Annotated in this window: 26 protein-coding genes; 20 read left to right on the forward strand and 6 right to left on the reverse strand. The window is 47.8% G+C overall.

Going from position 1 to position 24,665, the window contains the following annotated elements:
- Positions 1 to 68: 68 nt before the first annotated feature.
- Complete coding sequence (locus GJR95_RS27440; protein WP_162388897.1) at positions 69 to 932, forward strand: glycerophosphodiester phosphodiesterase family protein; 864 nt, start codon at positions 69 to 71, stop codon at positions 930 to 932.
- A 72-nt stretch (positions 933 to 1,004) separates the two neighbouring features.
- A complete protein-coding gene (locus GJR95_RS27445) occupies positions 1,005 to 2,528 on the forward strand; it encodes a GH3 auxin-responsive promoter family protein (protein WP_162388898.1) in 1,524 nt (507 codons plus the stop codon).
- A gap of 10 nt (positions 2,529 to 2,538) precedes the next feature.
- On the opposite strand, the gene GJR95_RS27450 is transcribed toward GJR95_RS27445, so the two are convergent.
- Both GJR95_RS27450 and GJR95_RS27455 read right to left on the reverse strand, forming a co-directional pair.
- Entirely contained in the window at positions 2,539 to 3,819 is a 1,281-nt protein-coding gene (locus GJR95_RS27450; protein ID WP_162388899.1) for a hypothetical protein, read from the reverse strand.
- A 66-nt stretch (positions 3,820 to 3,885) separates the two neighbouring features.
- Entirely contained in the window at positions 3,886 to 4,389 is a 504-nt protein-coding gene (locus GJR95_RS27455; RefSeq protein ID WP_162388900.1) for a flavin reductase family protein, read from the reverse strand.
- 153 nt (positions 4,390 to 4,542) lie between these two features.
- Here GJR95_RS27455 and GJR95_RS27460 point away from each other — a divergent pair, with 153 nt between their 5' ends.
- Complete coding sequence (locus tag GJR95_RS27460) at positions 4,543 to 5,805, forward strand: 4-hydroxy-3-methylbut-2-enyl diphosphate reductase (protein WP_162388901.1); 1,263 nt, start codon at positions 4,543 to 4,545, stop codon at positions 5,803 to 5,805.
- A 6-nt stretch (positions 5,806 to 5,811) separates the two neighbouring features.
- Here GJR95_RS27460 and GJR95_RS27465 read toward each other — a convergent pair whose 3' ends face one another.
- Positions 5,812 to 7,527 carry a glycoside hydrolase family 10 protein gene (locus GJR95_RS27465; protein WP_162388902.1) on the reverse strand — a complete coding sequence of 572 codons (1,716 nt, stop codon included), beginning with the start codon at positions 7,525 to 7,527 and terminating at the stop codon, positions 5,812 to 5,814.
- Positions 7,528 to 7,579: 52 nt separating this feature from the next.
- The gene (locus GJR95_RS27470; RefSeq protein ID WP_162388903.1) at positions 7,580 to 7,741 is read right to left on the reverse strand and encodes a DUF2256 domain-containing protein; all 162 of its coding nucleotides are present in this window, start codon (positions 7,739 to 7,741) and stop codon (positions 7,580 to 7,582) included.
- Positions 7,742 to 7,781: 40 nt separating this feature from the next.
- Here GJR95_RS27470 and GJR95_RS27475 point away from each other — a divergent pair, with 40 nt between their 5' ends.
- Together GJR95_RS27475 and GJR95_RS27480 are read left to right on the forward strand one after the other, a co-directional pair.
- The gene (locus GJR95_RS27475) at positions 7,782 to 8,075 is read left to right on the forward strand and encodes a TIGR03643 family protein (protein WP_162388904.1); all 294 of its coding nucleotides are present in this window, start codon (positions 7,782 to 7,784) and stop codon (positions 8,073 to 8,075) included.
- 175 nt (positions 8,076 to 8,250) lie between these two features.
- Entirely contained in the window at positions 8,251 to 8,718 is a 468-nt protein-coding gene (locus GJR95_RS27480) for an Lrp/AsnC family transcriptional regulator (protein ID WP_162388905.1), read from the forward strand.
- Positions 8,719 to 8,808: 90 nt separating this feature from the next.
- On the opposite strand, the gene GJR95_RS27485 is transcribed toward GJR95_RS27480, so the two are convergent.
- Positions 8,809 to 10,026, reverse strand: coding sequence for a tetratricopeptide repeat protein (locus GJR95_RS27485; protein WP_162388906.1), 1,218 nt, complete (start codon positions 10,024 to 10,026; stop codon positions 8,809 to 8,811).
- A 231-nt stretch (positions 10,027 to 10,257) separates the two neighbouring features.
- Between GJR95_RS27485 and hpt the strand changes: the two genes are divergently transcribed.
- The gene (hpt, locus tag GJR95_RS27490) at positions 10,258 to 10,785 is read left to right on the forward strand and encodes a hypoxanthine phosphoribosyltransferase (RefSeq protein WP_162388907.1); all 528 of its coding nucleotides are present in this window, start codon (positions 10,258 to 10,260) and stop codon (positions 10,783 to 10,785) included.
- 18 nt (positions 10,786 to 10,803) lie between these two features.
- On the opposite strand, the gene GJR95_RS27495 is transcribed toward hpt, so the two are convergent.
- Positions 10,804 to 12,024, reverse strand: a complete 1,221-nt coding sequence (locus GJR95_RS27495; RefSeq protein WP_162388908.1) for an NADH-quinone oxidoreductase subunit D — start codon at positions 12,022 to 12,024, stop codon at positions 10,804 to 10,806.
- Positions 12,025 to 12,261: 237 nt separating this feature from the next.
- On the opposite strand from GJR95_RS27495, the gene rpmG reads away from it, so the two are divergent.
- The 14 genes from rpmG (at position 12,262) to GJR95_RS27560 (ending at position 24,151) form a co-directional block, all read left to right on the forward strand.
- Positions 12,262 to 12,447, forward strand: coding sequence for a 50S ribosomal protein L33 (rpmG, locus tag GJR95_RS27500; protein WP_012929817.1), 186 nt, complete (start codon positions 12,262 to 12,264; stop codon positions 12,445 to 12,447).
- Positions 12,448 to 12,541: 94 nt separating this feature from the next.
- The gene (locus GJR95_RS27505; protein WP_093825626.1) at positions 12,542 to 12,697 is read left to right on the forward strand and encodes a DUF4295 domain-containing protein; all 156 of its coding nucleotides are present in this window, start codon (positions 12,542 to 12,544) and stop codon (positions 12,695 to 12,697) included.
- A 186-nt stretch (positions 12,698 to 12,883) separates the two neighbouring features.
- Positions 12,884 to 13,840 (forward strand): signal recognition particle-docking protein FtsY, encoded by a 957-nt coding sequence (gene ftsY, locus GJR95_RS27510; protein WP_162388909.1) that lies wholly within the window; start codon positions 12,884 to 12,886, stop codon positions 13,838 to 13,840.
- 72 nt (positions 13,841 to 13,912) lie between these two features.
- Entirely contained in the window at positions 13,913 to 14,224 is a 312-nt protein-coding gene (locus GJR95_RS27515) for a nucleotidyltransferase domain-containing protein (protein WP_162388910.1), read from the forward strand.
- Positions 14,166 to 14,402 carry a HEPN domain-containing protein gene (locus GJR95_RS42890; protein WP_162388911.1) on the forward strand — a complete coding sequence of 79 codons (237 nt, stop codon included), beginning with the start codon at positions 14,166 to 14,168 and terminating at the stop codon, positions 14,400 to 14,402. The genes GJR95_RS27515 and GJR95_RS42890 overlap by 59 nt, the downstream gene beginning before the upstream one ends.
- An 8-nt stretch (positions 14,403 to 14,410) precedes the next feature.
- Positions 14,411 to 14,926: a hypothetical protein gene (locus GJR95_RS27525; protein ID WP_162388912.1), complete on the forward strand. Its 516-nt coding sequence runs from the start codon at positions 14,411 to 14,413 to the stop codon at positions 14,924 to 14,926.
- Between the two features lie 104 nt (positions 14,927 to 15,030).
- Positions 15,031 to 15,162 (forward strand): DUF7660 family protein, encoded by a 132-nt coding sequence (locus tag GJR95_RS42980; RefSeq protein ID WP_449618982.1) that lies wholly within the window; start codon positions 15,031 to 15,033, stop codon positions 15,160 to 15,162.
- Positions 15,163 to 15,167: 5 nt separating this feature from the next.
- The gene (gene rimO / locus GJR95_RS27530; RefSeq protein ID WP_162388913.1) at positions 15,168 to 16,478 is read left to right on the forward strand and encodes a 30S ribosomal protein S12 methylthiotransferase RimO; all 1,311 of its coding nucleotides are present in this window, start codon (positions 15,168 to 15,170) and stop codon (positions 16,476 to 16,478) included.
- Positions 16,479 to 16,574: 96 nt separating this feature from the next.
- Positions 16,575 to 18,122, forward strand: coding sequence for a bacillithiol biosynthesis cysteine-adding enzyme BshC (bshC, locus tag GJR95_RS27535; RefSeq protein WP_162388914.1), 1,548 nt, complete (start codon positions 16,575 to 16,577; stop codon positions 18,120 to 18,122).
- Positions 18,123 to 18,158: 36 nt separating this feature from the next.
- Entirely contained in the window at positions 18,159 to 18,743 is a 585-nt protein-coding gene (locus tag GJR95_RS27540; protein ID WP_162388915.1) for a 5-formyltetrahydrofolate cyclo-ligase, read from the forward strand.
- Between the two features lie 110 nt (positions 18,744 to 18,853).
- Complete coding sequence (locus GJR95_RS27545) at positions 18,854 to 19,867, forward strand: aspartate-semialdehyde dehydrogenase (RefSeq protein WP_162388916.1); 1,014 nt, start codon at positions 18,854 to 18,856, stop codon at positions 19,865 to 19,867.
- Between the two features lie 109 nt (positions 19,868 to 19,976).
- Complete coding sequence (locus GJR95_RS27550; RefSeq protein ID WP_162388917.1) at positions 19,977 to 20,747, forward strand: ABC transporter ATP-binding protein; 771 nt, start codon at positions 19,977 to 19,979, stop codon at positions 20,745 to 20,747.
- Between the two features lie 56 nt (positions 20,748 to 20,803).
- On the forward strand, positions 20,804 to 22,471 hold the full coding sequence (locus GJR95_RS27555) for an ABC-2 family transporter permease (RefSeq protein WP_162388918.1): 1,668 nt from the start codon (positions 20,804 to 20,806) through the stop codon (positions 22,469 to 22,471).
- 60 nt (positions 22,472 to 22,531) lie between these two features.
- Positions 22,532 to 24,151: a Na+/H+ antiporter gene (locus tag GJR95_RS27560; protein ID WP_162388919.1), complete on the forward strand. Its 1,620-nt coding sequence runs from the start codon at positions 22,532 to 22,534 to the stop codon at positions 24,149 to 24,151.
- Positions 24,152 to 24,665 lie beyond the last annotated feature (514 nt).

Genomic DNA, 24,665 nt, shown 5'->3' on the forward strand with positions numbered 1-24,665 from the left:
AAAAGAAATTGTACTTTTGAGCATTCCATCCAGTGAACTGCATGCGTTTTAACGTTCTACTTAGTTGCATGATTGCCACCACTTTTACGTCGTTGTCTCCTTCTGCTTTCGACTTGCAGGGACACCGGGGCTGTCGGGGATTGATGCCCGAAAACACCATTCCGGCATTCCTGAAAGCCCTCGATCTTGGGGTTACGACTCTGGAGATGGATGTCGTAATCAGTAAAGATCGGCAGGTCGTTGTTTCGCATGAACCCTATTTCAATGCTGCCTATAGTATAGGGCCAGATGGACAACCGGTTGATAAAAAAGACCAGAAAAGCCGGGTGCTTTATCAAATGAATTATGCTGATATCAGGCGTTATGACGTTGGCTCTAATGGCAATGTGGCCTATCCCGAACAACAAAAGCTCAAGGTTTATAAGCCTTTATTAAGTGACGTTATAGAACAGGCAGAAGCCTACCGAACGGCCAAAAATCTGTCTGACTTTTCCTATAATATTGAAATTAAGAGCGAACCGTCGGAGTATAACAAAAGCCAGCCGGAGCCAGCTGATTTCTGTGACCTTGTTCAAACGGTCATCAGGAAACAGTTACCAACCGAACGCGTTGTCATTCAAAGCTTTGACTTTGCCATGCTCAGGCATTGGAAACAACAGGCCAATGCCGGGAAATATCCAAACGTTAGGCTGTCGGCACTCGTTGAAAATCTTCGTAGCTTCGAAAAAAACATAGATGAGTTAGGCTTCAAACCCGATATTTACAGCCCCTACTACCGGCTCTTGAGTCACCGTAAAATTGACCGACTCCATGAGCAGGGCATCAAGGTCATTCCCTGGACAGTTAATCAGCAGGATGACATGAAACGCCTGAAAGAATGGGGTGTCGATGGGCTAATTACCGATTACCCTGATCGGGCAGGTAGTTTGTAAACTAACTGGTGCTTTTGTAAGTTTCTATCTCTAATCTACCCAAGTAGGTTAGTTTACGCGTATTTTAACGGTATGACCTTCCTGAATACTACGCTCAAATGGCTCCTGCAACGACGCTTACCCCGCATCGAAGCCATGATGAAATATCCCGGTCCGGTGCAGCAAAAGGTATTTGAGCAGCTCATCCGGGCAGGTCGTCGAACGGAATGGGGAAAAAAGCACGATTACCAATCCATTCGCACGATCGCTGATTTTCAGCAGCAGGTTCCTGTTTCGAGCTACGAAGACCTCTATCCATATATAGAGCGCGTTATGAAAGGCGAAAGCAAAGTGCTTTGGCCCTCGCCCGTACGCTGGTTTTCGAAATCGTCGGGCACGACCAATGCCCGTAGCAAGTTCATTCCGGTCACGACCGAATCACTGGACGAAAGTCATTTTAAGGGCGGTAAAGACATGATGGCCCTCTATGTAGCCAACTACCCTGATACGCGGACATTTGAAGGGAAAGGACTCTCTATTGGTGGCAGCCTGCATCAGAACCCCTACAGCACCAACAGTGCCGCTGGTGATGTTTCGGCAGTGGTTATGAAAAACCTGCCGACCTGGGCGCAGGTCATCCGCACTCCGTCGATTGAAATTGCTCTCATGGATGAATGGGAAGCCAAGATGGAGCGTATGGCCGAGATCACATCCCAGGAAAATGTGACGAGCATGCTGGGCGCACCGACCTGGGGGCTGGTCCTGATTGACAAAATTCTGGCCCTAACCGGTAAATCAAACATTCTTGAAGTATGGCCAAACTTTGAAGTGATGATTCATGGGGCGGTTAATTTTCAGCCATACCGCGAACTATTCCAGCAGCAGGTTTTCCCGACAAATACCATTCGTTATCAGGAGGTTTACAACGCATCGGAAGGCTTCTTCGCCATTCAGGACGATCTATCCCGTATCGGTGAAATGTTGCTTATGCTTGATTATGGCATTTTCTACGAGTTCATTCCATTCCACGAAGCCGATCAGCCATTTCCCAAAGCCTTGACCATTGACGAGGTTGAGCTGGATAAAAACTATGCGCTTGTCGTTTCGACAAATGGAGGTTTGTGGCGCTATAAAATCGGCGATACTGTACGCTTTACCTCACTCTACCCTCACCGGCTAAAAGTCAGCGGACGGACGAAGCATTTCATCAATGCTTTTGGCGAGGAAGTTATCGTTGAAAATGCTGAAGTAGCCATTACGCGGGCCAGCGAAGCAACAGGCGCTGTCATTGCCGATTATACCGCTGGGCCGGTCTATATGAGCAACGGCGCTAACGGCTGCCATGAGTGGGTGATCGAATTCTCGCGGGAGCCCGATAGCCAGCAGCATTTCAACCAGCTTTTAGATGAAACGCTACGCGAAATCAACTCCGATTACGACGCCAAGCGTTATAATGACATGGTGTTGAAACGGCCCCGCGTTCATGTTGTTCCGCGTGGTACGTTCTATGCCTGGATGAAACAGCGCGGCAAGTTAGGCGGTCAGCATAAAGTGCCACGGCTGGCCAATTCACGCGAGTATCTGGATGACATTCTGGGGCGGGTTCTGGAGCTATAGCTGTTGTTTGTCATCGATTCGCTTCCGAAAGCCAGTGAAACTGTCGTTCGGTGAGCTGAAAATGCCGACGCTGCCGTTGGAGAGCTACTACAACGGAGTCGTTACGAATTTTTCCCCGCAACTGAATGTGATTGGTATCGGGCACGGTGTATTGCATGGAGAAAAGGGTGGTTGTATCAGCCGCATTTTTTTTGAACGTAATGGTATGAGCCAGCGAATCGAGTTCGTAGCTAAAATAGCCCCGACGATACCGCTGCCGGAATAAGGTATCCGCCGTTTGAATACTCCCCGAATTGGTCGCTTCAAAAACGACATCTTTCCAGCGTAAGCTATCGGCAACATTGCCCTGAAATTGGTCGACCGTAAAAAAGCCAGTAGCCAGTTTATTGGTAGTATGCATTTCTTTCGAGGTTAACCAACGCTGGTACGATCTGGCTACAGGCCATACTAAAAACAGGCCGACGAACGCAACTTTCAGGACTACCTGCGCCGAACGCATCCATTTTTTAGGCATCGTAAAACGGAATGCAGGCTGCGTTGGCTTGTTGAATACGAAGAAATTAAGCAGCCGCTGGGCATCGCTTAACAAGAGAAAGTTGCTAAACACGAACAGATGGATAGAAAATACCTTGACGGGAATGTCGTAGCAGAGATTCATCATCATGACATTGAGAAATACACTTGCGGCTACAAGCGCTCCCAGGGTGCTGGTACGGCGAAACAGCAATAATACTCCAGCCAATACCTCCACTGCGCCCGAAAAAAACTGGTATGGCGTCGAATAGCCAATGAAATACCAGGAGAATCGCATGGGTAAAAGGTCGCCCAGTGGCGTAGCCAATGCACTTAACGAGGGAAATATCATTTGCAAACCAAACAGTTTGATGATACCGTAGCTCAATGACATCATGGCGACGAAATACCGAACCAGTACCAGAAGCCAGTAATAGGCCGTATTATAGCTTGTACGTCTATCGAAAAGTGTCCAGCCGGCGGCACCCACAACGGCCATCAGTGTAAAAAAACACAACTGAGCATATCCGTACGACGTATCTCCGCTACCATTCAGGGGCACCAGTACGTCCTTTACGTGAAAGATGTACTGGTTGGCAAGCGTAACAAGCCAGGTTTCGACCTTGCTGTAATAGTCGCCGATCAAGCCCAATATGGGTATATCGCCAAGCCACGTCCAGGGTGTTATGTACAACAGCAGGTAAATACAGCAAAAACGAAACAATACCTTACGCCACCAGGACCATTGGCCGGTAGGATGAACAGCAACAGCGGACATAAATGAAAGAGTTGGTTTCGAGAAGGTTATAGTGTGACTATACCCAAATATAAGGAAAGCCTCTAATTAGCCTCGTATCAATTTATGTGCTTTTAAAAATGCATAGGTCATCACTTCTTTTTCGGGATTGAGTACAACCTGTTTCTGCACGGCACAGATAAACAGCTCGTGGTCACCAGCATCTGTGTTGTGTAGCACGCGGCACTGCACATACCCAATGGCTTCTGTCAGGTACGGGCAGCCGCGCTCATCGAGCGCATATGGTACGTTTTTAAACTTGTTTTTATAGATCCCATTCTCAGTTCGACCCGATTGCTGCCCCAGCTTTCGAATCAGTCGGCTTTGGTTCGTAGCGAGCAGATTCACATTGAGAATGCCACTTTCACGCACTAGCTCAATGGTATAATCAACTTTATAGAGGGCAATGGCCAACACCTTCATTTTCATGTCGGTTTGCATGAGCCAGGTAACAATATTGGCATTATACCGCTGGTCTGTCGTACCAATGCCAGCCATGGTCGTGATACTATGAACATCGTAATTTTTGTATTTCAATAACCGTTTTAGCATAAGATTGACAATGAGTCGTTAAGAGAAGTGATTAAATTTGTAGCGAACGTAGCCTTTTGTTCTGCTGTTCTAATGACAAACGTGGTTACTAGTGAGTAAAGAAATAAGCGCTTATTGCCCTTTCATTCTTTTGCTCTTTCACTCTTTACGTCAATGAAATCGTTCGACATTCCCGACTATTACCGTAGCAGCATTATTACTCCTCTGAAGGAATTTCGACGGAAACGGGATAAACTAAAACGGGACTTTACGCCTACGCTTCTCGATTTCGGTCCGGTTCGGTTTTTGATTGCTCGGCACTTTGGTTTTTGCTATGGCGTCGAAAATGCCGTTGAGATTGCCTACAAAGCGATTGCCGAAAACGCGGGTAAACGTATATTCCTGCTTAGTGAAATGATTCATAATCCCGATGTGAACACCGACCTGCAGGACCGGGGCGTTCGCTTTATTATGGATACGAAAGGGGGCCAACTCATTCCGTGGTCTGAACTAACGTCCGACGATATTGTCATTATACCAGCGTTTGGCACAACGCTGGAAACTCAAAATCAACTGGCATCGATTGGTCTGGACGTTGAAAAATACGATACAACCTGCCCCTTTGTCGAAAAAGTCTGGAATAAGGCCGGGCAAATTGGCCAGAAAAACTACACCATTATCGTTCACGGGAAGCCGAACCACGAAGAAACCCGCGCTACTTTTTCACACAGTAAAGAATCAGGCCCAACCGTGGTGGTGAAAGACATGGAGCAGACAAAACGCCTGGCCAGATACATAACCGGCGAGTCGCCTGCCGAACAGTTTTATACCGAGTTTGCCGGTCAATATTCCAATGGCTTCGACCCAACCCGCGATTTACAACGCATTGGCGTAGTTAACCAGACAACGATGCTGGCTTCTGATACACAGGGCATTGCCGATTACCTGAAACAGGTAATGAGCCAGAAACATAACCTTGGCGAGACGGCTTCGCCTGACCAGATTGACCCCTATTTTGCCAATACACGCGATACGCTCTGTTATGCAACCAACGACAATCAAGACGCAACGTACGCGCTTTTGACCTACCCTGCCAATCTGGCCATCGTAGCTGGCGGCTACAATTCATCCAATACATCACACATCGTAGAGCTTTGCGAAGAGAAGCTACCGACGTACTTTATTGAGTCAGAGCAGAAAATTCTGTCGAATAAGCTGATTCGTCATTACAATGGTCATACCAGGCAGGAAGTGGTCACCGAAAATTTTCTGCCACGCCTGGAGGAGGCAGCCAGTGAACCTGTTACTATTCTTTTAACCTGCGGGGCATCCTGCCCTGATGCTACCGTAGAGGGCATTCTGCTTAAACTGGCCAGTTTCTTTCCCGGAGCCCGGCCTATCGACGATGTTATGGCCTCCGTAATGCAGTCATCGTAATGCGACCTACCGCACCTTCACGATGACCTCTTTGCTTTCGTTATGCAGGCGGTCAACTGCCGTAACAGCGTATACATATTTCTTCTTTGGATCGGTCGTTTTATCGACGAAGCGGGTGGTCGATTCGCCCACGCATTGTGCCACAATGCACCGGGGGTCATCCAGGCGTAAGCGGGATCGAATACCTTCGAATCGGTAAACAATGTAATAGCTGGCTCCGTCGCCATCCTCCGCTTCGGCGGGTTGTTGCCAGAACAGCTCAACGCCTTCTGCCGTATCAGCTGCTTTCAAATCGCGGGGCGACAACGGCGGAATACTATCCAGCCATGTCATTGGTGGAACCAAAGCCGGGTAGCGGTAAAAGTTTGTCTGGAGTGAATCGCGGATGGCCAGTGGATTCGTTTTCAGGGATTTGGCGCTAAAAAATATGCTTCCCTGTACCGCTCGCTGTTGTCGGTTATAACGCATCTGATCGGGAAATTCAGTGGCTCGCCCCCAACCCGGATCACGTTCCGAGCCATGTCCAACCCGATAGGCTCCGTGTCCGATGTAGAGATGACACTTCCCGCAGTTTCGCGTCCACCATTCAACCAGCGTTTTATAAGGCACCCGGCTAAATTCAGTGCTGAAGTAGACCTGGGGAACGATATAATCAATCAGGCCATCACGAACCCATTTTCGGGTATCGGCATAAAGATCGTAGTATGACTGCCCGCCGGTTGTGGCCGACCCTTCGGCATCATTGCTCTTATTTTTCCAGATACCAAATGGGCTAATGCCAAACTTAACCCACGGCTTATTACTCCGAATCGAGTCACGTAGCTCAGCAATTAGTTTATTGATGTTGTCGCGTCGCCAGTCTTCCTTTTTCATGCCATTGAAATTGGCCTGATAGATATTGTCGTCACGCAATGCTTGCCCAGTAACGCCAAATGGATAGAAATAGTCATCGAAATGAATGCCATCGACATCATACTCGCGTACCACGTTCGCGACTATTCCCGCAATATACGAGCGTACAGCAGGCATACCCAGGTTGAATAGTTTACGCCCACCATAGGTAAAGACCCAATCCGGCTTACGATAAATAATATTCGTTGGGGCAACACTGGACACTTTACTAAATGTAGCCCGATCGAGATTAAACCAGGCATGAAATTCCATGCCACGCTGGTGTGCCTGCTCAATCATAAATTCCAGCGGATCATAGAACGGCGCAGGTGCTAATCCCTGTTGGCCTGTCAGCCATTCGGACCAGGGTTCTGAGCTTTTGGCATAAAATGCATCAGCGGCCGACCGAACCTGAACGACCACTGCGTTGATTCCCATCTGCTGTTGCTGATCGAACATTTCTATAATTTCCCGCTGCTGGTCTGCAACGGGAAGCCCTTTTTTGCTTGGCCAGTCAATATTATCGACCGTTGCAATCCAGACCGCCCGAAATTCACGCTTCGGCGGAACGGGGCCGTTTTCGACTGGCATTTGATCAGCTACGCTTTCAGCTTCAATCGTATCAGGCTTATTAGCAGGCACTATAGCAGTTGCAGGAGTAGGTTTAGCTGGCTCGGGCTTCGCGGCAGTGGGTTTCGGCGGGGCGGGTTTACTAATGGGTGGCCGTCTGGCAGCGACGGGTGGCCTTTTCGTAACCACAGGCTCTGGACGGCGACAACCATCCCATAGTAAGATAATAAAAAACAGAGGAAGAAAAGCAATTGAGCGCATCTGACAGAGCAGGTTAATCGCCAAAAATAACGATAGGAAAGCATACCTACGTTTATCGATAAGGCAATTTTTGTTCTTTACCGGCTGCCCGGCAGGAATCACTGCAATAAATAACGTTATCCCAATCGCGTTCCCACTTTTTCCGCCAGGTAAACGGTCGGTTGCAGATCGGGCAGGTTTTGACTGGCAGATCTGATTTCCTGCGCATTTTCATTGACACAAAACACTTCGTTAGATCAGCCTGTTTGGCCAGTATGAACCTATCCAAAAAAATTCAGTCGCTGAGCGATGCCGATATTGATCGTATTATTGAAATGGCCTGGGAAGACCGCACGCCATTCGACGCCATCGAAGCTCAGTTTGGCCTTTCGGAGCAGGGTGTCATTCTAATCATGCGACGGGAATTAAAACGGGCCTCCTGGCGTCGGTGGCGTGCCCGTGTACAAAGTCGTTCGACTAAACACGCAGCATTATCGGCCGTTGATGATGCCCGGTTTAAAGCCAATAGACAAAGACTGGTAACATTCAATAATATAACCGGACGATAAGTGTTACATTTGGTATCTTACAGATTTCCCTTAGTTTTGTGCCGCTTAAATAAGATATAAGAAAAAATTCTTCTGATTTTTGCAAAATATCAACATCTTTTTAGATTATTTTCAGCCAAAAAGGTACTATTTTTGCGACATCCAGAAATGAAGTTTACAACAGACCGCTTTGAGTATGAGCCATAAATTAGATCAGATAGATCGCAACGTATTAGAAATTCTGCAAGCCAACGCTAAAATCACCAACGCCCAGCTTTCTAAAGAAATAGGTCTTTCTCCTGCTCCCACATTGGAGCGCGTTAAAAAACTCGAAACATCGGGTATTATTCAGAGCTACCACGCTCAACTAAACCGCGAAAAGGTAGGTTTGGGAGTTACGACATTTGTGATGGTTACGCTTGTAGGCCACAAGAAAGAAACCACAATGTCATTCGTTAACAGAGCCAATGAAATCCCTGAGATTATTGAGTGCCATCACATTACTGGATCTGGCGACTTCCTGCTGAAAGTTATCGCGAAGGATATTGCTTCTTATCAGGCGCTGATGCTGGACGTTATCAACGAAATTGATGAAGTTGCCAGCACGCAGACCATGGTTATCATGTCTACATTTAAGGAGAGCAAAGTATTGCCAATTCCTTGACTTTTTGATTAGTGCATAACTAAAGAGCCACCCGCTATTCCGAAGTCGGATAAAAGCGGGTGGCTCTTTGCTATGTATGTATCCAATGAATTATTCCCTACGCTTTCTCCGCTCATCCCGGCGCGATTTCTTCAACTCGTCCAGTGCTTTTTTAGCGTCTTTATGCTGACTTGACTTCCGGTCCGATTTATCGATCACCTCTTTGAAGTAAGCCTGCGCCTGATCATAGTTCTTTTCTTCGTTCGCAATTTTCCCCAAAGCCAGCACAGAGGACCAATAATAGCCAGCATTCAGCGCATTGGTCTGTTTAGCAAAGTCAATAGACTGCTGATAGTATTTTTTTGCCTCAGGCAGGTTTTTGTAAAACAGTTGGTTGATGTAGGCGAGAACATAAGCCGCCGTGCGACCGCTAACGCCTTCATAACCCGACTGAGTCCGTTCTACTTTCGCCAGAATGTCCTTTGATATTCGTTCCGCTTCGTTCAAACGTCCCGTCACAAAGGCAGATCGGGCATAATAGCGCTCAAAAAATGGATTGTCGGGATACTGCTCTGCCATGTACTTCGACATCTCGTACGCTTTGTCGTACTGGTTCTCCATACTATAGATCTGAATCAGAAAGTATCGAGCCTCAACCCGCGTATAAAACGCGGTATTCGCCGTTTTTTCTAACTCTTTGATGCCGGTGACTTTGTTTCCCTTTGGGAAAAACATCAGAATCGGCTTAAGCAGAGGGTAATTTTCGGGTATCCACTGGGCGTAATAATCGTACATACCGTCGCCAAATTGCAATTCGGGACTGAAGTCGGCATTCCCCTTACACTTCTCAAAATACTTTAGCGCATTTTTACCCGCAAACGTTGCCTTTGTCCATTTTTTACGCTCCGAATAAAGCCGCCCTTTGAACGCATAGGCAGCCGCCAGAAAAAATGACGGTTCCAGTTTGTTATCACTTTCGTCGTAAAGTTTTTCGGCCAGCGTGATGGTCGTGTCCATCAGAGCCAGACAGCGGTCATCGTAGTCTGTCACATCCGTGTTTGGTACGATTTTCCACCATTCGGCCAGGCCCATCAGAAAATAAGGCATCGGATGCTTAGGGTAACGCAGTCGCAACCACCGAAACTCTTTGTCAGCATCGTAAAACTTATAATTGTACATCAGGTTGATTGCCTCCGCCGATTCGATCTGAACGCCGGGGTGCTTCAATAACCCATCGTATTTCTTATCAAACGCCGACGGATCGTACAACTGGGCCTGCGCTACGGCAGCTAATCCCATGAGCCATACCGTCAACAATGCTTTTTTCATTCGTTAAATCGCTTTATTATGAAACTAGCTTAGAACTTTCGCTCAGCACCGTGGCATGGTTACTGATGCTGCTTCTGTAACCGTGCCACGGTGCTAAGCGAAAGTTTTACCGCTTATCCTTTCTTTATCAACGTAATCTGCTGGCAGTACGTTTGCAAACAGTTATTTTTTAGTGATTTTTTGTCTGCTACCTGAGCATAGGCGTATCTTTGACGCCACGCAGACGCTGACATGATAACAATTAAAGACAAAACCTTCGTCCCGTTCATTAGTGCTGAGGCTATTCAAACGCGCATTCAGGAACTGGCCGAACAGATTAATCAGGAGTATGCCGCTAAACAACCCCTGATCGTAGTCGTCCTGAATGGAGCCTTTCTGTTCGCAGCCGACCTGGCCAAACACCTGACAATTCCCTGCGAAATCACATTTATCCGGGTTGCTTCTTATACGGCTACTGAATCCAGTGGTCAGCTCAAGCAGATTCTGGGCTTAAACGAATCCATTGAAGGCCGCGATCTGATTGTTGTCGAGGATATTGTCGATACCGGCCTTACGCTTTATGAGGTTTGCGACCAGCTTCAGGCCAAAGGGCCATCATCCCTGACAATCGCTACCCTGCTGTTTAAACCGGCAGCGCTGAAAAAGCAGCTTGACCTGCACTACGTGGGTTTCGAGATCGAAAATCGCTTTGTACTGGGTTATGGCCTGGATTATGATGGGCTCGGACGTAATACGCCCGACATTCTGGTATTACAGTAAGTAGATCGAGTCCTCTCATCATCGATCTACTTCACCCATAACAACGTCGATTGATCCAATAACGGCAACCAGATCGGCCAGCATAGCTCCTTTCGTAATTTCGCCGATGACCGACAGGTTGTGAAATGAACAGGATCGGGCTTTGCAGCGCACCGGCACATCAGAACGGCCATCTGTCCGGAAGAAGAAGCCTAGCTCACCTTTGGCACTCTCGGCGCGGGCGTAAAAATCCATTGCCTTCGGGCGAATTTTCTTGGGCACCACCGCCTGTGGGTCATAATCGCGGGTACGTCGATAATCAGTCGTGAGCTTATCAAGGCATTGCTCAACAATCCGTATCGACTCGTGGCACTCCTGCACCCGCACATTATTGCGATCCCAGCAATCGCCCACCGTTCCCATTTTGCCCTCGCCAATCGGAATGTCGAAGTCGAGTTCGGGATAAACGGAGTAAGCATCGACCCGGCGAAGGTCGTAGCGAAGCCCTGATCCGCGCAGCATTGGCCCTGTGCAGCCATAATTGATCGCTACTGGCAACGGCAGTACGCCAACATTGGCTGTGCGCTTCACGAAAATTTCATTTTCAATAACCAGTTCCTGCAACTCGACCAGTTTTGGTTTTAGATACCGCACAAACTCGCGACATCGTTCTTCGAAACCGACGGGCAGATCATAAAATAGTCCACCCACCCAAATGTAGTTGTAAAGCATTCGGGCACCGCTGACCCATTCGAGGAGCCGTTGTATGTGCTCTCGGTCACGCATGAGCCAGAGGAAAGGAGTATAGGCGCCAATATCCAGTGCATACGTACCGATCCCGACAAAATGGGCCGCAATCCGGTTTAATTCAGCTACTAATACCCGGATGTATTCGGTTCGCTTCGGAATATCATGCTGGATTCCCAGCATCCGCTCAACGCCCATAACAAACGCGTGTTCAGCGTTCATGGCAGCCAGATAATCGAGCCGGTCTACGAATGGAATGGTCTGATTGAACGGTAATTTCTGGGCATGCTTTTCGAAACAACGGTGCAGGTAACCGAGATGCGGCACTACATCCACAATGATTTCACCATCGGTAACGACTTCAAGCCGCAACACCCCGTGCGTCGATGGGTGTTGCGGCCCCATATTCAGAATCATCTCACCTTCATTGAGCATTTCAGGCCGATAAACGTTCGGTTCTGAGGCCCGAAAATGACCGGGAGAATACTCATATTGAATTGTTTGCGTGGTCATAATCTGTAGCAAACAGCTAAACGGATGATCGTAGTCTGTTTATATTCTTGTTGAGAAACGATCGTAGGTTACCCGGAGCTATTTAGTAGCAAAGGTCGTCAGATGGGCTTAAAAGCCAAAAGATTATTGATTTGGGGCTAACCTACTACAAATCATCACTTTTTATCGACGAAGTATTTGCCAGACAAAACTAATTTCGTACCTTTGCGCTCCTTATCGAGAAAACGAACTTTAGAAATGGCAAAGAAAGGCGCCAATAGAATCCAGGTTATTCTGGAATGCACCGAGCAGAAAGACAGCGGTGTTCCCGGTATGTCCCGGTACATCACCACGAAAAACCGGAAAAATACGCCGGCGCGTATCGAGCGGAAGAAATACAATCCGTTCCTCAAGAAAGTAACGCTGCATAAAGAAATTAAATAGTTTCTGGGCTTATAGTTTTCGGCTTATGATGTATTTTGCTACGCCGATCTATTATCGCATCTGAAAACTGTAAAACCGCAAAGCATAAACTGTCATGGCAAAAAAGGTAGTTGCAACCCTGAAAACGAAGGATAACGGTAAAGCATTCGCTAAGATTATCAGAGCCGTTAAATCGCCAAAAACTGGCGCCTATACCTTCAAAGAAGAAATGGTTCCGGTTGACGAAGTACAGGCTGCGCTGAAAAGCTAGGACCTGTTGGAATCAATTTCCTACATCAATACACCGAAACGTCCCACAGCCTAATTGGCCTAGTGGGACTTTTTGTGTTAAAAAACAGTTAGCCAGTTATTGGGCCGAAGAATCGGGTTATTGATGAATCCTATAACCTTGCCAATCGACCCTCTTACTCATTGTGACCATTTCACTGATTCTAACATGGCTTTATTCGGCTTATTCTCAAAAGAAAAGAAAGAAACGCTCGACAAAGGCTTGGAGAGAACAAAAGATAGCTTTTTCTCTAAGCTTGGCCGGGCCGTCGTCGGCAAATCGACCATTGATGAAGAAGTACTGGATGAACTCGAAAATGTCCTGATCTCATCAGATGTAGGCGTTGAAACAACCGTTAAAATTATCCGTCGGATTGAAGAACGGGTTGCCCGCGACAAATACATGGGTACGGACGAACTAGACCGTATTCTCCGCGAAGAAATTGCGGGATTACTCTCTAGCAACAATACCGAAGATGTCAGCGATGACTTTGCCCTGCCTGCGGGCAAAAAACCGTATGTTATTATGGTTGTCGGCGTTAATGGCGTTGGTAAAACGACGACCATTGGCAAGCTAGCGGCCCAATTTCACAAACGGGGCAAGAAAGTCGTTCTGGGCGCTGGTGATACGTTCCGGGCTGCCGCTGTCGACCAGCTTAAGCTCTGGGGCGATCGGGTGGGCGTGCCAGTCATATCGCACGGCATGAACACCGACCCGTCGGCGGTAGCGTTCGATGCGGTTAAAACAGCGACTGATATGCAGGCCGACGTTGTTATTATCGATACTGCCGGACGCCTGCACACGAAAATCAACCTGATGAACGAGTTGACCAAAATCAAGCGGGTTATGCAAAAATTTACCCCCGATGCGCCCCACGAGGTGCTGTTGGTACTTGATGGCTCAACCGGTCAAAATGCGTTTATTCAGGCAACCGAATTCACGAAAGCAACGGAAGTTTCGGCGCTGGCCATTACAAAACTAGACGGAACGGCCAAAGGTGGCGTCGTGATTGGCATTTCGGATCAGTTCAAGATTCCGGTCAAGTACATCGGTGTTGGCGAGAAAATCGACGATTTGCAGACCTTCAACAAGATGGAGTTCGTGGATTCGTTTTTCAAAAAATGAGGAACATCATGGCAGTCGTAGGAAAGTTAGAATTGGTCAATGAGGACGTGACCGTCATGATGAGACGACACTATGGAAATCGGCTTCTTAAACGGCTCTTATGCTCGTGGCGACTTTCATGACGATTCAGACGTTGATTATCTAGTCGTGTTAGTTGAAGAAAACGTATCGTCATTTACCGAAGTATCCGCCACAATTGCGGCTCGAAATGCCTATTATCTTGACACATTCATTCCTATCTCAGTTGTTGTCGTTTCGTATAGCCACTATTCTACCTCAAATCGTATCTTTTACCGTGAGGTAAGAAAAGATGGGAAATGCATCTATGAGCGAGGATTTAAGCCATTGCATCAGGAAAGCAGAGGGGTATTTAGCGAATGCTAAAACGTTGATCGCTACCGGATTTCCTAATGGTACTATTACGTCAAGTTACTATTGTTTCTTCTGGCTCGTTCGCGGTTTACTAGCCGATAAGGACATTGTTACAAAACGGCATTCGGCTGCTCGTGAGATGTTTTCATTACACTTTATAAAATCAGGAGAAATTTCTGGTTTTCGTTAAACAGCACTATGCGTACTAATTCACCCTCCTGCTATAATCGCTGGATATGCCAACTCTATCCCTGGCTTATCTTACTAGGTTTAGCAATTGGAATTACTGAAGTACTTGCAGGCCCGAAACCTGTCCGTCAAAAGAAACCTGTTCAGGGTATCTGCGGCACCGTCGTTGAAAAGCGTGGGAATCAGATGCCAGGCCCCGGCGCACCCAGGACAAATGCTGGCGGAACACCCGTTGCGCGGGAAGTGCTCATTTTTCCGATCCTCAACCTGAGCCAGGTCGAAGCCGGAGATAATGGATTTATCAAGTCCGTTGGAGAAGCAAAGCCGATCCAGACCATACGATCCGATAAAAACGGTAAATTCTGCGTGAGTTTGCCCATTGGACGGTACTCGGTAATTGTTCGGGAGCCCAAGGGCCTCTATGCGAACCTATCTGATACCCAAAACAATATTTTTCCGGTCAACGTCCAGAAAAACCGCCAGTCAACAATCAACGTAGAGATTACTCATCAGGCAGTCTTTTAGAGCCGTTATAATAAAGTCGAGAAACGAGTTAGCACAATTATTGGGACGTTATACTCAGTATGAGAATCTCATCCAGAAGAGTGTGAGAATCTGACATTGCAGGCATTTCTCAGTTCGTTAGCTCCTTCGAAACTACAAATGGGTACTACCAAAATACGACGGGTAGTATCAGCCCTGACCAACTCAGTTGGCAGTTGTTCGCAGATGCATTGAAGGATGCATCAATTTATGAGTGAAGCAAATGAAAACGAAAGGAATACGTACCAATAAAATCAATATAGTCACGCTGGGATGCTCGAAGAATCTCGTGGATTCGGAGGTGCTGTTTACGCAACTAAAGGGCAACGGCATGGACGTGACGCACGAATCGAAGAAAGACGACGCGAATATTGTCGTGATCAATACGTGTGGCTTTATCGACAACGCTAAAGAAGAATCGATCAATACGATTCTCCGCTACGTAGATGCAAAAGAAGCAGGCATTGTCGACAAAGTCTACGTAACGGGCTGTCTGTCACATCGCTACAAAGATGAACTCGAAGTAGAGATGCCAACGGTCGATGCGTGGTTCGGTACGAATGAACTTCCCCGGATGCTGAAAACACTCCGCGCCGATTACAAACACGAACTCGTTGGCGAACGGCTTCTCACGACGCCCGCTCACTACGCTTACCTTAAAATTGCCGAGGGCTGCGATCGTCCCTGTTCGTTCTGCGCGATTCCGCTCATGCGTGGAGGGCACGTGTCACGACCAATCGATGAGTTACTCACCGAAGCGCGTTCGTTGGCCCGGCGTGGCACCAAAGAGCTGATTCTGATTGCTCAGGACCTGACTTATTATGGTCTGGATCTGTACAAAAAGCGGAATCTTGCCGATCTTATCAATCAACTCGCCGATGTGGAGGGGATAGACTGGATTCGGCTACAGTATGCTTATCCATCCGGCTTTCCTCTGGAGGTGCTCGACGTTATACGCGACCGCCCGAACGTATGTAATTACCTCGACATGCCTCTGCAAACAGGCTCAACTGAGTTGTTGAAACTGATGCGCCGGGGTATAACCCGAGAAAAAACGGAAGCCCTGATTGAGACAATTCGGGAGAAAGTCCCCGACATTACACTCCGCACGACGCTCATTGTTGGTCACCCCGGCGAAACCGACGCGATGTTCGAAGAAACGTATGATTTCGTAGAACGGATGCGTTTTGACCGGATGGGTGTGTTTACATACTCGCACGAAGAAAACACCCATTCGTTCTCCATGCCCGACGATATTCCGGCCGACATTAAACAGGAACGTGCCGACGAACTGATGGAACTTCAGCAGGGAATTTCGCAGGAACTGAATCAGAAAAAAGTCGGCCAGACCTATAAGGTGCTTTTCGATCGGAAAGAAGGTGGCTATTTCATTGGTCGCACCGAAGCTGACTCGCCTGAAGTTGATAACGAGGTACTTGTACCCGCCAATCAATACGTTCGGCAGGGCGACTTCGCCAATGTCCGGATTAATCGGGCCGAAGAATTTGATTTATACGGAGAGGTTGTCTCCTGAGTTTTCATAGACCCGCAAGGTTCGAGGCCGATCATTACAATCGAACCCGAACCTTGCGGGTTTTTCCGTTGTTGAGCCGAATAAATCCCAACCTGCATGGACTGTCAGTACCTGCCGCTAGCATCCACCGGCCAGTTTTCCCCACTATTCCTCGATTACATCAATAAAAAAGATACCTTAGAACCTTTTTACAATCGTTTCCCGGAGCTGTCAGCGTTTAAAGGCCAGATCGATGAGAAATCGTTCGACGAAGGAAAACGGCGAATTCTGGTTGATACACTCGACCGACAGTACGCACAGATTACCAGTAAACCCGATTTTTCGGTACTGCTCCAGCCCAACACATTCACGGTTACGACGGGCCATCAGCTGAACATTTTTACCGGACCGCTCTATATCATTTACAAACTGATTACGACAATCAATCTGTCGCGTCAGTTGAAAGAAGCTTATCCAGACTACAATTTCGTGCCGATCTATTGGATGGCCTCCGAAGACCACGACTTTGCTGAAATCAATCATTTTTCGCTGTTCGGTAAAAATTATGCCTGGACAACCGAGCAACGTGGAGCTGTTGGGCGTATAAATCCGCAGGAATTAAAGACCCTCTTCAATCAGATTCCCGAAAAGCTGACTCTCTTTGAAGACGCCTACCTGAACCACAACACACTGGCTGATGCCGCCCGGTATTACGTCAATGAGTTGTTTGGAGCTGAAGGTCTGGTCTGTCTCGATGCTGACGATGCCGCATTGAAGCGCATTTTCGCGCCGGTTATGCAGGATGAACTAATCCATCAGCGTGCTGGTGAGCTGGTAGTAAAACAGACTGAATTACTCGAAAATCTGGGTTATAAGACAGTTATTACACCCCGCGATATCAACCTGTTTTATCTGGACGACCAACTCCGCGAACGCATTGAGCGTAAGGAAGATGGTACGTATCGTGTGTTGCATACTAAACTTCGGTTTTCAGAATCAGAACTACTGGCATTGCTGGATGAGCATCCGGAGCGATTCAGTCCTAATGTAGTGCTACGGCCACTCTATCAGGAAACAATTCTGCCTAATCTGACTTATATCGGCGGGCCGTCCGAAGTGCCCTACTGGTTACAACTAAAGCCCGTTTTTGAGCATTTCCAGACTACATTCCCGATTCTGATGCCCCGCAACTTTGCGATGTATGTGCCAACCGTAAGCGCGAAGCGTGTTCGGAAACTTGGCCTGACGCCAGAAGAACTGTTTAAGGATACGCTGTTGCTTAAGCGTGAATTTGTTGAAACACACGCCCGGCATACGCTCAAATTCGACAACGAGAATAAAGTCGTCAACAAAGCACTGGACAGTATTCTCCATAAGGCGCAAATGGTTGATCCTACGCTCGAACGAGCCGTTCTGGCCGAAACGAAGCGATTTGCCAATGCTGTTGCCCGGCTGGAGAAAAAGATGCGCCGGGCCGAAGAGCACAATCAGGAAATTGGTGTTCGACAGTTACTGGCCGTTAAGAACGAACTATTCCCCAATGGTGGTTTACAGGAGCGTAGTGAAAATTTCCTGACGTTTTACCTGAACGATCGGGAGTTTCTTCAAAAAATGCTGTCGGTATTTGACCCTTTCGACTATCGGATGCAGCTTTGTCTCGAATAAAATCGTCCGTTGAGGTCGGTTGACCTGACCTGCCGTATGACAAAAGCTGAACTACGTCGCCACTTTCTTGGTCTGCGAAAAGCATTGCCGGTGGCAGAGATTGAGGCCCGAAGTCAACAAATCTGCCAGCTTTTTTTTAATCAGAACTGGATGGATAGTAGCCCTATTGTCCATACTTTTTTGCCCATCCTACGCCAGAACGAGGTTAACACCTGGCCGATTATTCATCGGCTCTGGGCCGACTTTCCGGCGGTTCGGGTTATTGCTTCTGTAACTGACGCGAAGGCTCATCACCTTACTCATTACGAGCTTACACCCAATACGGTTTTAGTCGAAAACCACTGGGGTATTCCTGAGCCGGTTTCCGATCAATCGTTAGCCAGTAAGGCCGCTAGTATCGACATCGTCCTTGTACCGCTCCTGGCTTTTGATCCAAGCGGCCACCGGGTTGGCTATGGTGGCGGCTTCTACGACCGTTTTCTGGCCAACTGCCGACCCGATTGCCTGACCGTTGGTTTATCATTAGTTGAACCGGTCGATCATATTGACGGAATCGAGCAAACCGATATTCCACTGGAAGTCTGCATCACACCAGAACAAGTCTGGTTTTTTTCTAAATAATTATACTGTGCCTCAAACTTTTACCGTACTTTTGCACTCCAAAATGTAGTGCGGGCAAACAATCCGCTTTTTATTAACCAGTTAAAAGCGGAGTTCTCCCGCGTAAAAGCATGAAAATCGCAGTCGTTGGAGCCACGGGCCTGGTCGGTGGCGAAATCCTGAAGGTTCTGGAAGAACGTAACTTCCCGGTATCAGAACTTATTCCTGTTGCTTCCGAGCGGTCGGTTGGTAAACAGGTTGAGTTTAAGGGTAAACCATACACGGTCGTTAGCTTCGAGGATGCCATTGCAGCCAAACCTGCCATTGCGATTTTCTCGGCTGGTGGCAGCACATCGCTGGCATTGGCTCCTAAATTTGCCGAAGCCGGTATTACCGTTGTCGATAACTCGTCGGCCTGGCGTATGGACCCGACCAAAAAACTGGTTGTTCCTGAAATCAACGCAAACACGCTGACACCCGAGGATAAAATCATTGCCAATCCAAACTGCTCGACCATTCAGATGGTGGTTGCGCTGAAACCGCTGCATGACCGTTATACTGTTAAGCGGGTTGTGGTATCGACTTACCAGTCGGTGACGGGTACTGGCAAAGCGGCTGTTGATCAACTCTTTGCTGAACGTAATGGCGATGATAGCGTTGCCAAAGTATATCCGCACCCGATCGACCTGAACGTATTGCCGCACATCGATGTGTTCCTCGACAATGGCTACACCAAAGAGGAGATGAAAATGGTCAATGAGACCAAAAAAATCATGGGCGACGATTCCATTCAGGTCACGGCTACCACGGTACGTATCCCGACCATTGGCGGCCATTCTGAAGCGGTAAACATTGAGTTCGAGAATGACTTCGAACTGGAAGAAGTTGTTGAGTTGCTGCGGAATGCAGAAGGCGTTATTGTGCAGGACGATCCGAAAAATAAAGTGTATCCAATGCCGCTGACAGCGCACGGGAAAGACGAGGTTTTCGTGGGTCGTATCCGTCGTGACGAGAGCCAGCCTAAGACGCTGAACATGTGGATCGTGGCCGATAACCTTCGTAAAGGAGCCGCAACAAACGCCGTTCAGATCGCCGAATATTTACTGAAACATAATCTGGTGGAAGCAGGCGAAGTAGTAGCGTAACCATTCTTCCCGGCTAATTACCCAAAGTCCCGTTCGGTTTGCTACCGGGCGGGACTTTTTGCGTATCTTCAATACCTGTTAACAAAATGGTATTCTGCTGCCCCGTTCTATGGACCCCGTTATCCAACTCCAGAACCTCAATAAATCGTATGGTTCGACCCCCGTTCTTAAAGGCATCAATCTAAGCGTATCAGCTGGTCAGGTCGTCGGCTACATTGGTCCGAATGGCGCCGGAAAATCGACTACCATCAAGATTCTGATCGGAATGTTACCCGATTATTCGGGCGAGGCTACCGTACTTGGCATGGATGTGAAAACCCGTGCGATCGACATCAAACGCCGGATTGGTTATGTTCCAGAGAATGCTGCTTTGTATGATACGCTTACGCCCATGGAATACCTGCAATTCATTGGACAGTTATACGAACTGGACACCGCTCATATTGAACGAAAAGCCCTTGAACTACTTCGTCTCTTTCAGTTAAGCGATCATGTCGATGCCCGAATGAGCACCTTTTCGAAAGGTATGCGCCAGAAAGTGCTGCTTATTTCGGGACTGCTCCACAACCCGGATGTTATTTTTCTGGACGAACCATTGTCGGGCCTGGATGCCAATGCGGTTGTGCTGGTAAAGGAAATTATCCGCCAGCTCGCCAACAGTGGCAAAACTATTTTCTACAGTTCACACATTATGGATGTTGTCGAGAAGATTTCCGATCGGATCATCATCATTAATCAGGGGCAGATCATTGCAGATGGCACCTTTGCGGAGCTACAGCACCAGCGCCCCGAATCGCTCGAACAACTATTCGCCGAGCTTACCGGGAGCGACGGCCAAACGAGCGTGGCCGAAGAGTTTATTCATACGCTAAAGCTTTAGCTACTGGCTTCTGATCGCAATCCTGCGAAATTCAGTGTCCAACCTTCTTTACCTGCATGACCACTATCATTCTCTGGCTTCTTGACCGACTTAAGCCATTGTTCCAAACAATGGGCGCCGACTACGGCCAATTGCGCGCCATTGTACAGGTAAAGCTGACGATGGACAATCGCCGAAACAGTATTACGCTCGGTCGGTATGGCAAATCATCCGCAGAGAGTACGAATACGTTCACGCGTATTCTGGCCATCTATGCATTCATTGGCGGCCTTATCAGCCTTGGTATGCTGGCTACTCCCGATAAAGACCGGCTATTTTTCCCGCTGACCCTTCAGTTTTCCTACATCATGGCCTTGTGTGCCATGACACTGATCTCCGACTTCTCATCGGTCATTCTCGATTCATCTGATAATCAGATTATTCTGCCCCGGCCGGTGAGCAGCCGTACGCTCTGGCTGGCTCGTGTAGTGCATATAACCAGCTATTTGTTCGCTATCGCCCTGTCGTTGTCGGTAGTTGCGATTCTGTTTATTGGGTATCGTTTCGGAGCGATTGCGGGATTACTGTTTTTAGTAATGAGCCTCCTATCGGCCGTGTTAATGGTATTTCTGACCAACATTTTCTATTTGTTGCTCATGCGCTTTATCAGTGAGGAGAAGCTGCGGGAGGTTATCAATTATTTTCAGATTGTGATGGCAGTGCTGTTTTATGGCGGGTATCAGTTTCTGCCCCGTCTGATCGGTACCGAAGTTTTGACGCAAACTTTTGCCATTCAATGGTGGCATTATCTGGTTCCGCCCATGTGGATGGCGGGGACCATCGAAATTGTCATTCAACCCATCCTGGATTCTACGCACCTGATTTTTGCGGTTCTGGCCATCGTCACACCCATTCTGGGTTTGTGGTTTATGAACCGGTTCCTGACAACCAATTTTACGCAGAAACTAGGTAGTATGGATCAGGAAAGTCAGCCTGTTCCGTTGGCTACCTCAACGCAAACAGTTCAATCGGGCAGGGTAGCCTGGGTCGACAAGCTATCGGCCTGGTTTACGGACAACGCGCTCGAACGGGCTGCTTTTGCCTTCACGTGGCGCATAACTGGTCGCGATCGTAAATTCAAGCTTAAGACTTACCCACAATTGGGGTTCGGTCTGGCCTATGTTATTGTTATGTCGCTTCAGGGGTCCAGCTTTGGCTCAAGTGGTTTTTTCTATCTGTTCGCCCTTTATTTTGCGGGTTTGTATGTAATGGTGGCTCAATATCAACTGAGTGTTTCTGATAATTACCGTGCCTCCTGGATATACGGCAGCGCACCAATTCAAACGCCCGGCGATGTATTGTCGGGCTCACTAAAAGCCCTTATTATCAAGCTCCTGCTCCCATTTTACAGCCTACTGGCGAGCTACATTCTCTATCGCTACGGTATCGATAAAATTAGTGATGTGTTACTAGCGTTCAGCAATTCATTGGTAATGCTCATAAGCGCTGCCCTGCTGTCGAGCCGATACATGCCGTTTTCTACCGCACAGGACGCCTTAAAACAAAGTAACACCGCTCGTGGCTTACTGACCAGTCTTGTTTTGGGACTTGTTGGATTCTCTCATTATGGTTTAACTTACATTCCGTACGGCACCTGGATTGCGCTCCCCTTGTCTGTGCTTACCTTCTGGATTTTACTTCGATACTACAAACAAACGGATTGGAGCCAGATTATGATGGGATGAAGCCAGTTAAGTGTTGACCGAAAAAGTTGTTTTACTTTCCGTCACCTCTCCGATCGTATTATGCCAGGACACCTTCAAAGCCTTATCCTCCTCTGTCTGGGGCTTACTTTTTGTGTTTCGTTACTGGTTGTTCTCGCCCAAAAGCTGAAGATCGCCTATCCGGTATTTCTCGTACTGGCTGGCCTGCTTGTCAGTTTTGTGCCAGCCATTCCAGCCATTCATATTGACCCTGAACTAGTTTTTCTGGTCATTCTACCACCGATTTTATTTGATGCTGCCCAGAATATGTCGCTGAAAGCATTATGGAAGTGGCGAAGAATTATCAGCGTATTAGCGTTAGGCTATGTATTGGCAACCGCTACCGCCGTCGCCTTTGTGAGCCATTGGCTCATTCCCGGATTTACCTTGAGTCAGGGGTTTCTGCTGGGCGCCATTATTTCGCCCCCCGATGCGGCTGCAGCCGTTTCCGTCTTAAAATTCACGAAGCTCCCCAAAGGAGTTGTTTCTGTTTTAGAGGGAGAAAGCCTGCTGAATGATGCCACAAGTTTGACCTTATTTCGATTTGCGCTGGCGGCTATTACCACTCATCAATTCGTTTGGTACGAAGCCGTAACCGGGTTTTCGCTCGTCGTTGTTTCGGGTATTGGTATCGGCCTGGCGTTTGGTCTGTTATCCTATGCCATTTATAAATGGCTACCGACCAATGCCAATCTGGATGTTGCCTTTTCAATCGTGCTTCCTTACCTGATGTACATTACGGCCGAAGCAGTCCATTCTTCGGGTGTGCTAGCGGTGGTTAGTGGCGGCTTGTTCATTGCTTACCAGATTCACTTTGTTTTTCCCCACCAGAGCCGGCTGAAAGCGGCTGCTCTCTGGTCGTCAGTTGTCTTTATCCTCAACGCTGTCGTTTTCTTTTTGATCGGCCTTCAACTGAACGAAATCACCGGGTCGATCCAGAACATGTCTATATGGACAGCCCTCAACTATGCCTTAGTTGTTACCATAGTTGTTATTGTCGTTCGAATGATTTCCGGCTTTACCAGTACGGTCTTTACCCGATACATCAGCCGGTTTATTAGGGTTGCCCAGAGCAGGCCTGGCTGGCGAAACCCAGTTGTAGCCGGTTGGGTAGGCATGCGGGGTGTGGTTTCGCTGGCTTCGGCCTCAGCTATTCCACTGTTGTTACCTAATGGGCAGCCATTCCCCAACCGTCCGCTTTTTCTGTTTATCACGTTTGTGGTCATCATCGTTACGCTTGTCGGTCAAGGGCTTACATTACCCTGGGTAATCAGGCGGGTCAAGCCAAAAGAATTAGCGGATGCCAAATCGGATGATCAGCAACGATTAGAGATCGATTTGGCCCTCTATAAAGCTGCTTTTGAAGAATTGCAGTCCGTTTATCAGGCTGATATTGAGAAAAGTGTGCTTCTTCAGCACCGGGTTCAGTTTATAAAGCACAAATTACACCTGTTAAAGGAGGCCAATAGCGATGATGGCACTAGACAACAGGCAATTCTCCTGCTCGGTCACTTCCAAAAAATTATGCTGAACGTGACCGAACAAGAGCGTAAAAAGCTACATTCATTTCGTAGACTGCCAGATTACGATGACGATGTAATCCGATTAGTCGAGCATCGACTTGATTTGGAAGAAGAGCTGTTGGAAGGAGATGGCGAGTAAAATGCATCCAGGTTCTCGTTTCAAACTGGATCACGTTACCCTGTGGACAGTACCAATGAGATTGGTCTGATCGTTATTCCAGCAGAAAAATGACTTCATAGACACTCCAAAAGGCCGTTTCCTCATCGTTTCGAGTTGATTCAGACTTTTCGAGCCAGGAAGCGTTAAGGATGGACTGATTTACTCAACGTTCTGAAAAACATTTATAGCCGACTGTGGAAGCAGTCGGCTATTTTAGTTCTTGAGAAACCACCTGCCTGGTGAAGCGCAAAAACGAAAGCTCCGACCACTTGGGTGCGTTTCCGTAATTTACGGTCTGCCGATGCGGTAACTACCAAAAATTGTGGCATTGGCTGTATGGCCGAACACGCTACTTTAGCGTGATACAGTTTATACTGAGGAGGTCATCTTTCGTTGGTTGTAGCACTTTATCCAGGCATTCGATAACCATAGGAAAAGTATACAATACAAAGGAAAGCCGATAATTTGCACGTATTGGCCTTTCCCCACAGCC

The sequence above is a fragment of the Spirosoma endbachense genome, assembly GCF_010233585.1.
GTDB lineage: Bacteria > Bacteroidota > Bacteroidia > Cytophagales > Spirosomataceae > Spirosoma > Spirosoma endbachense.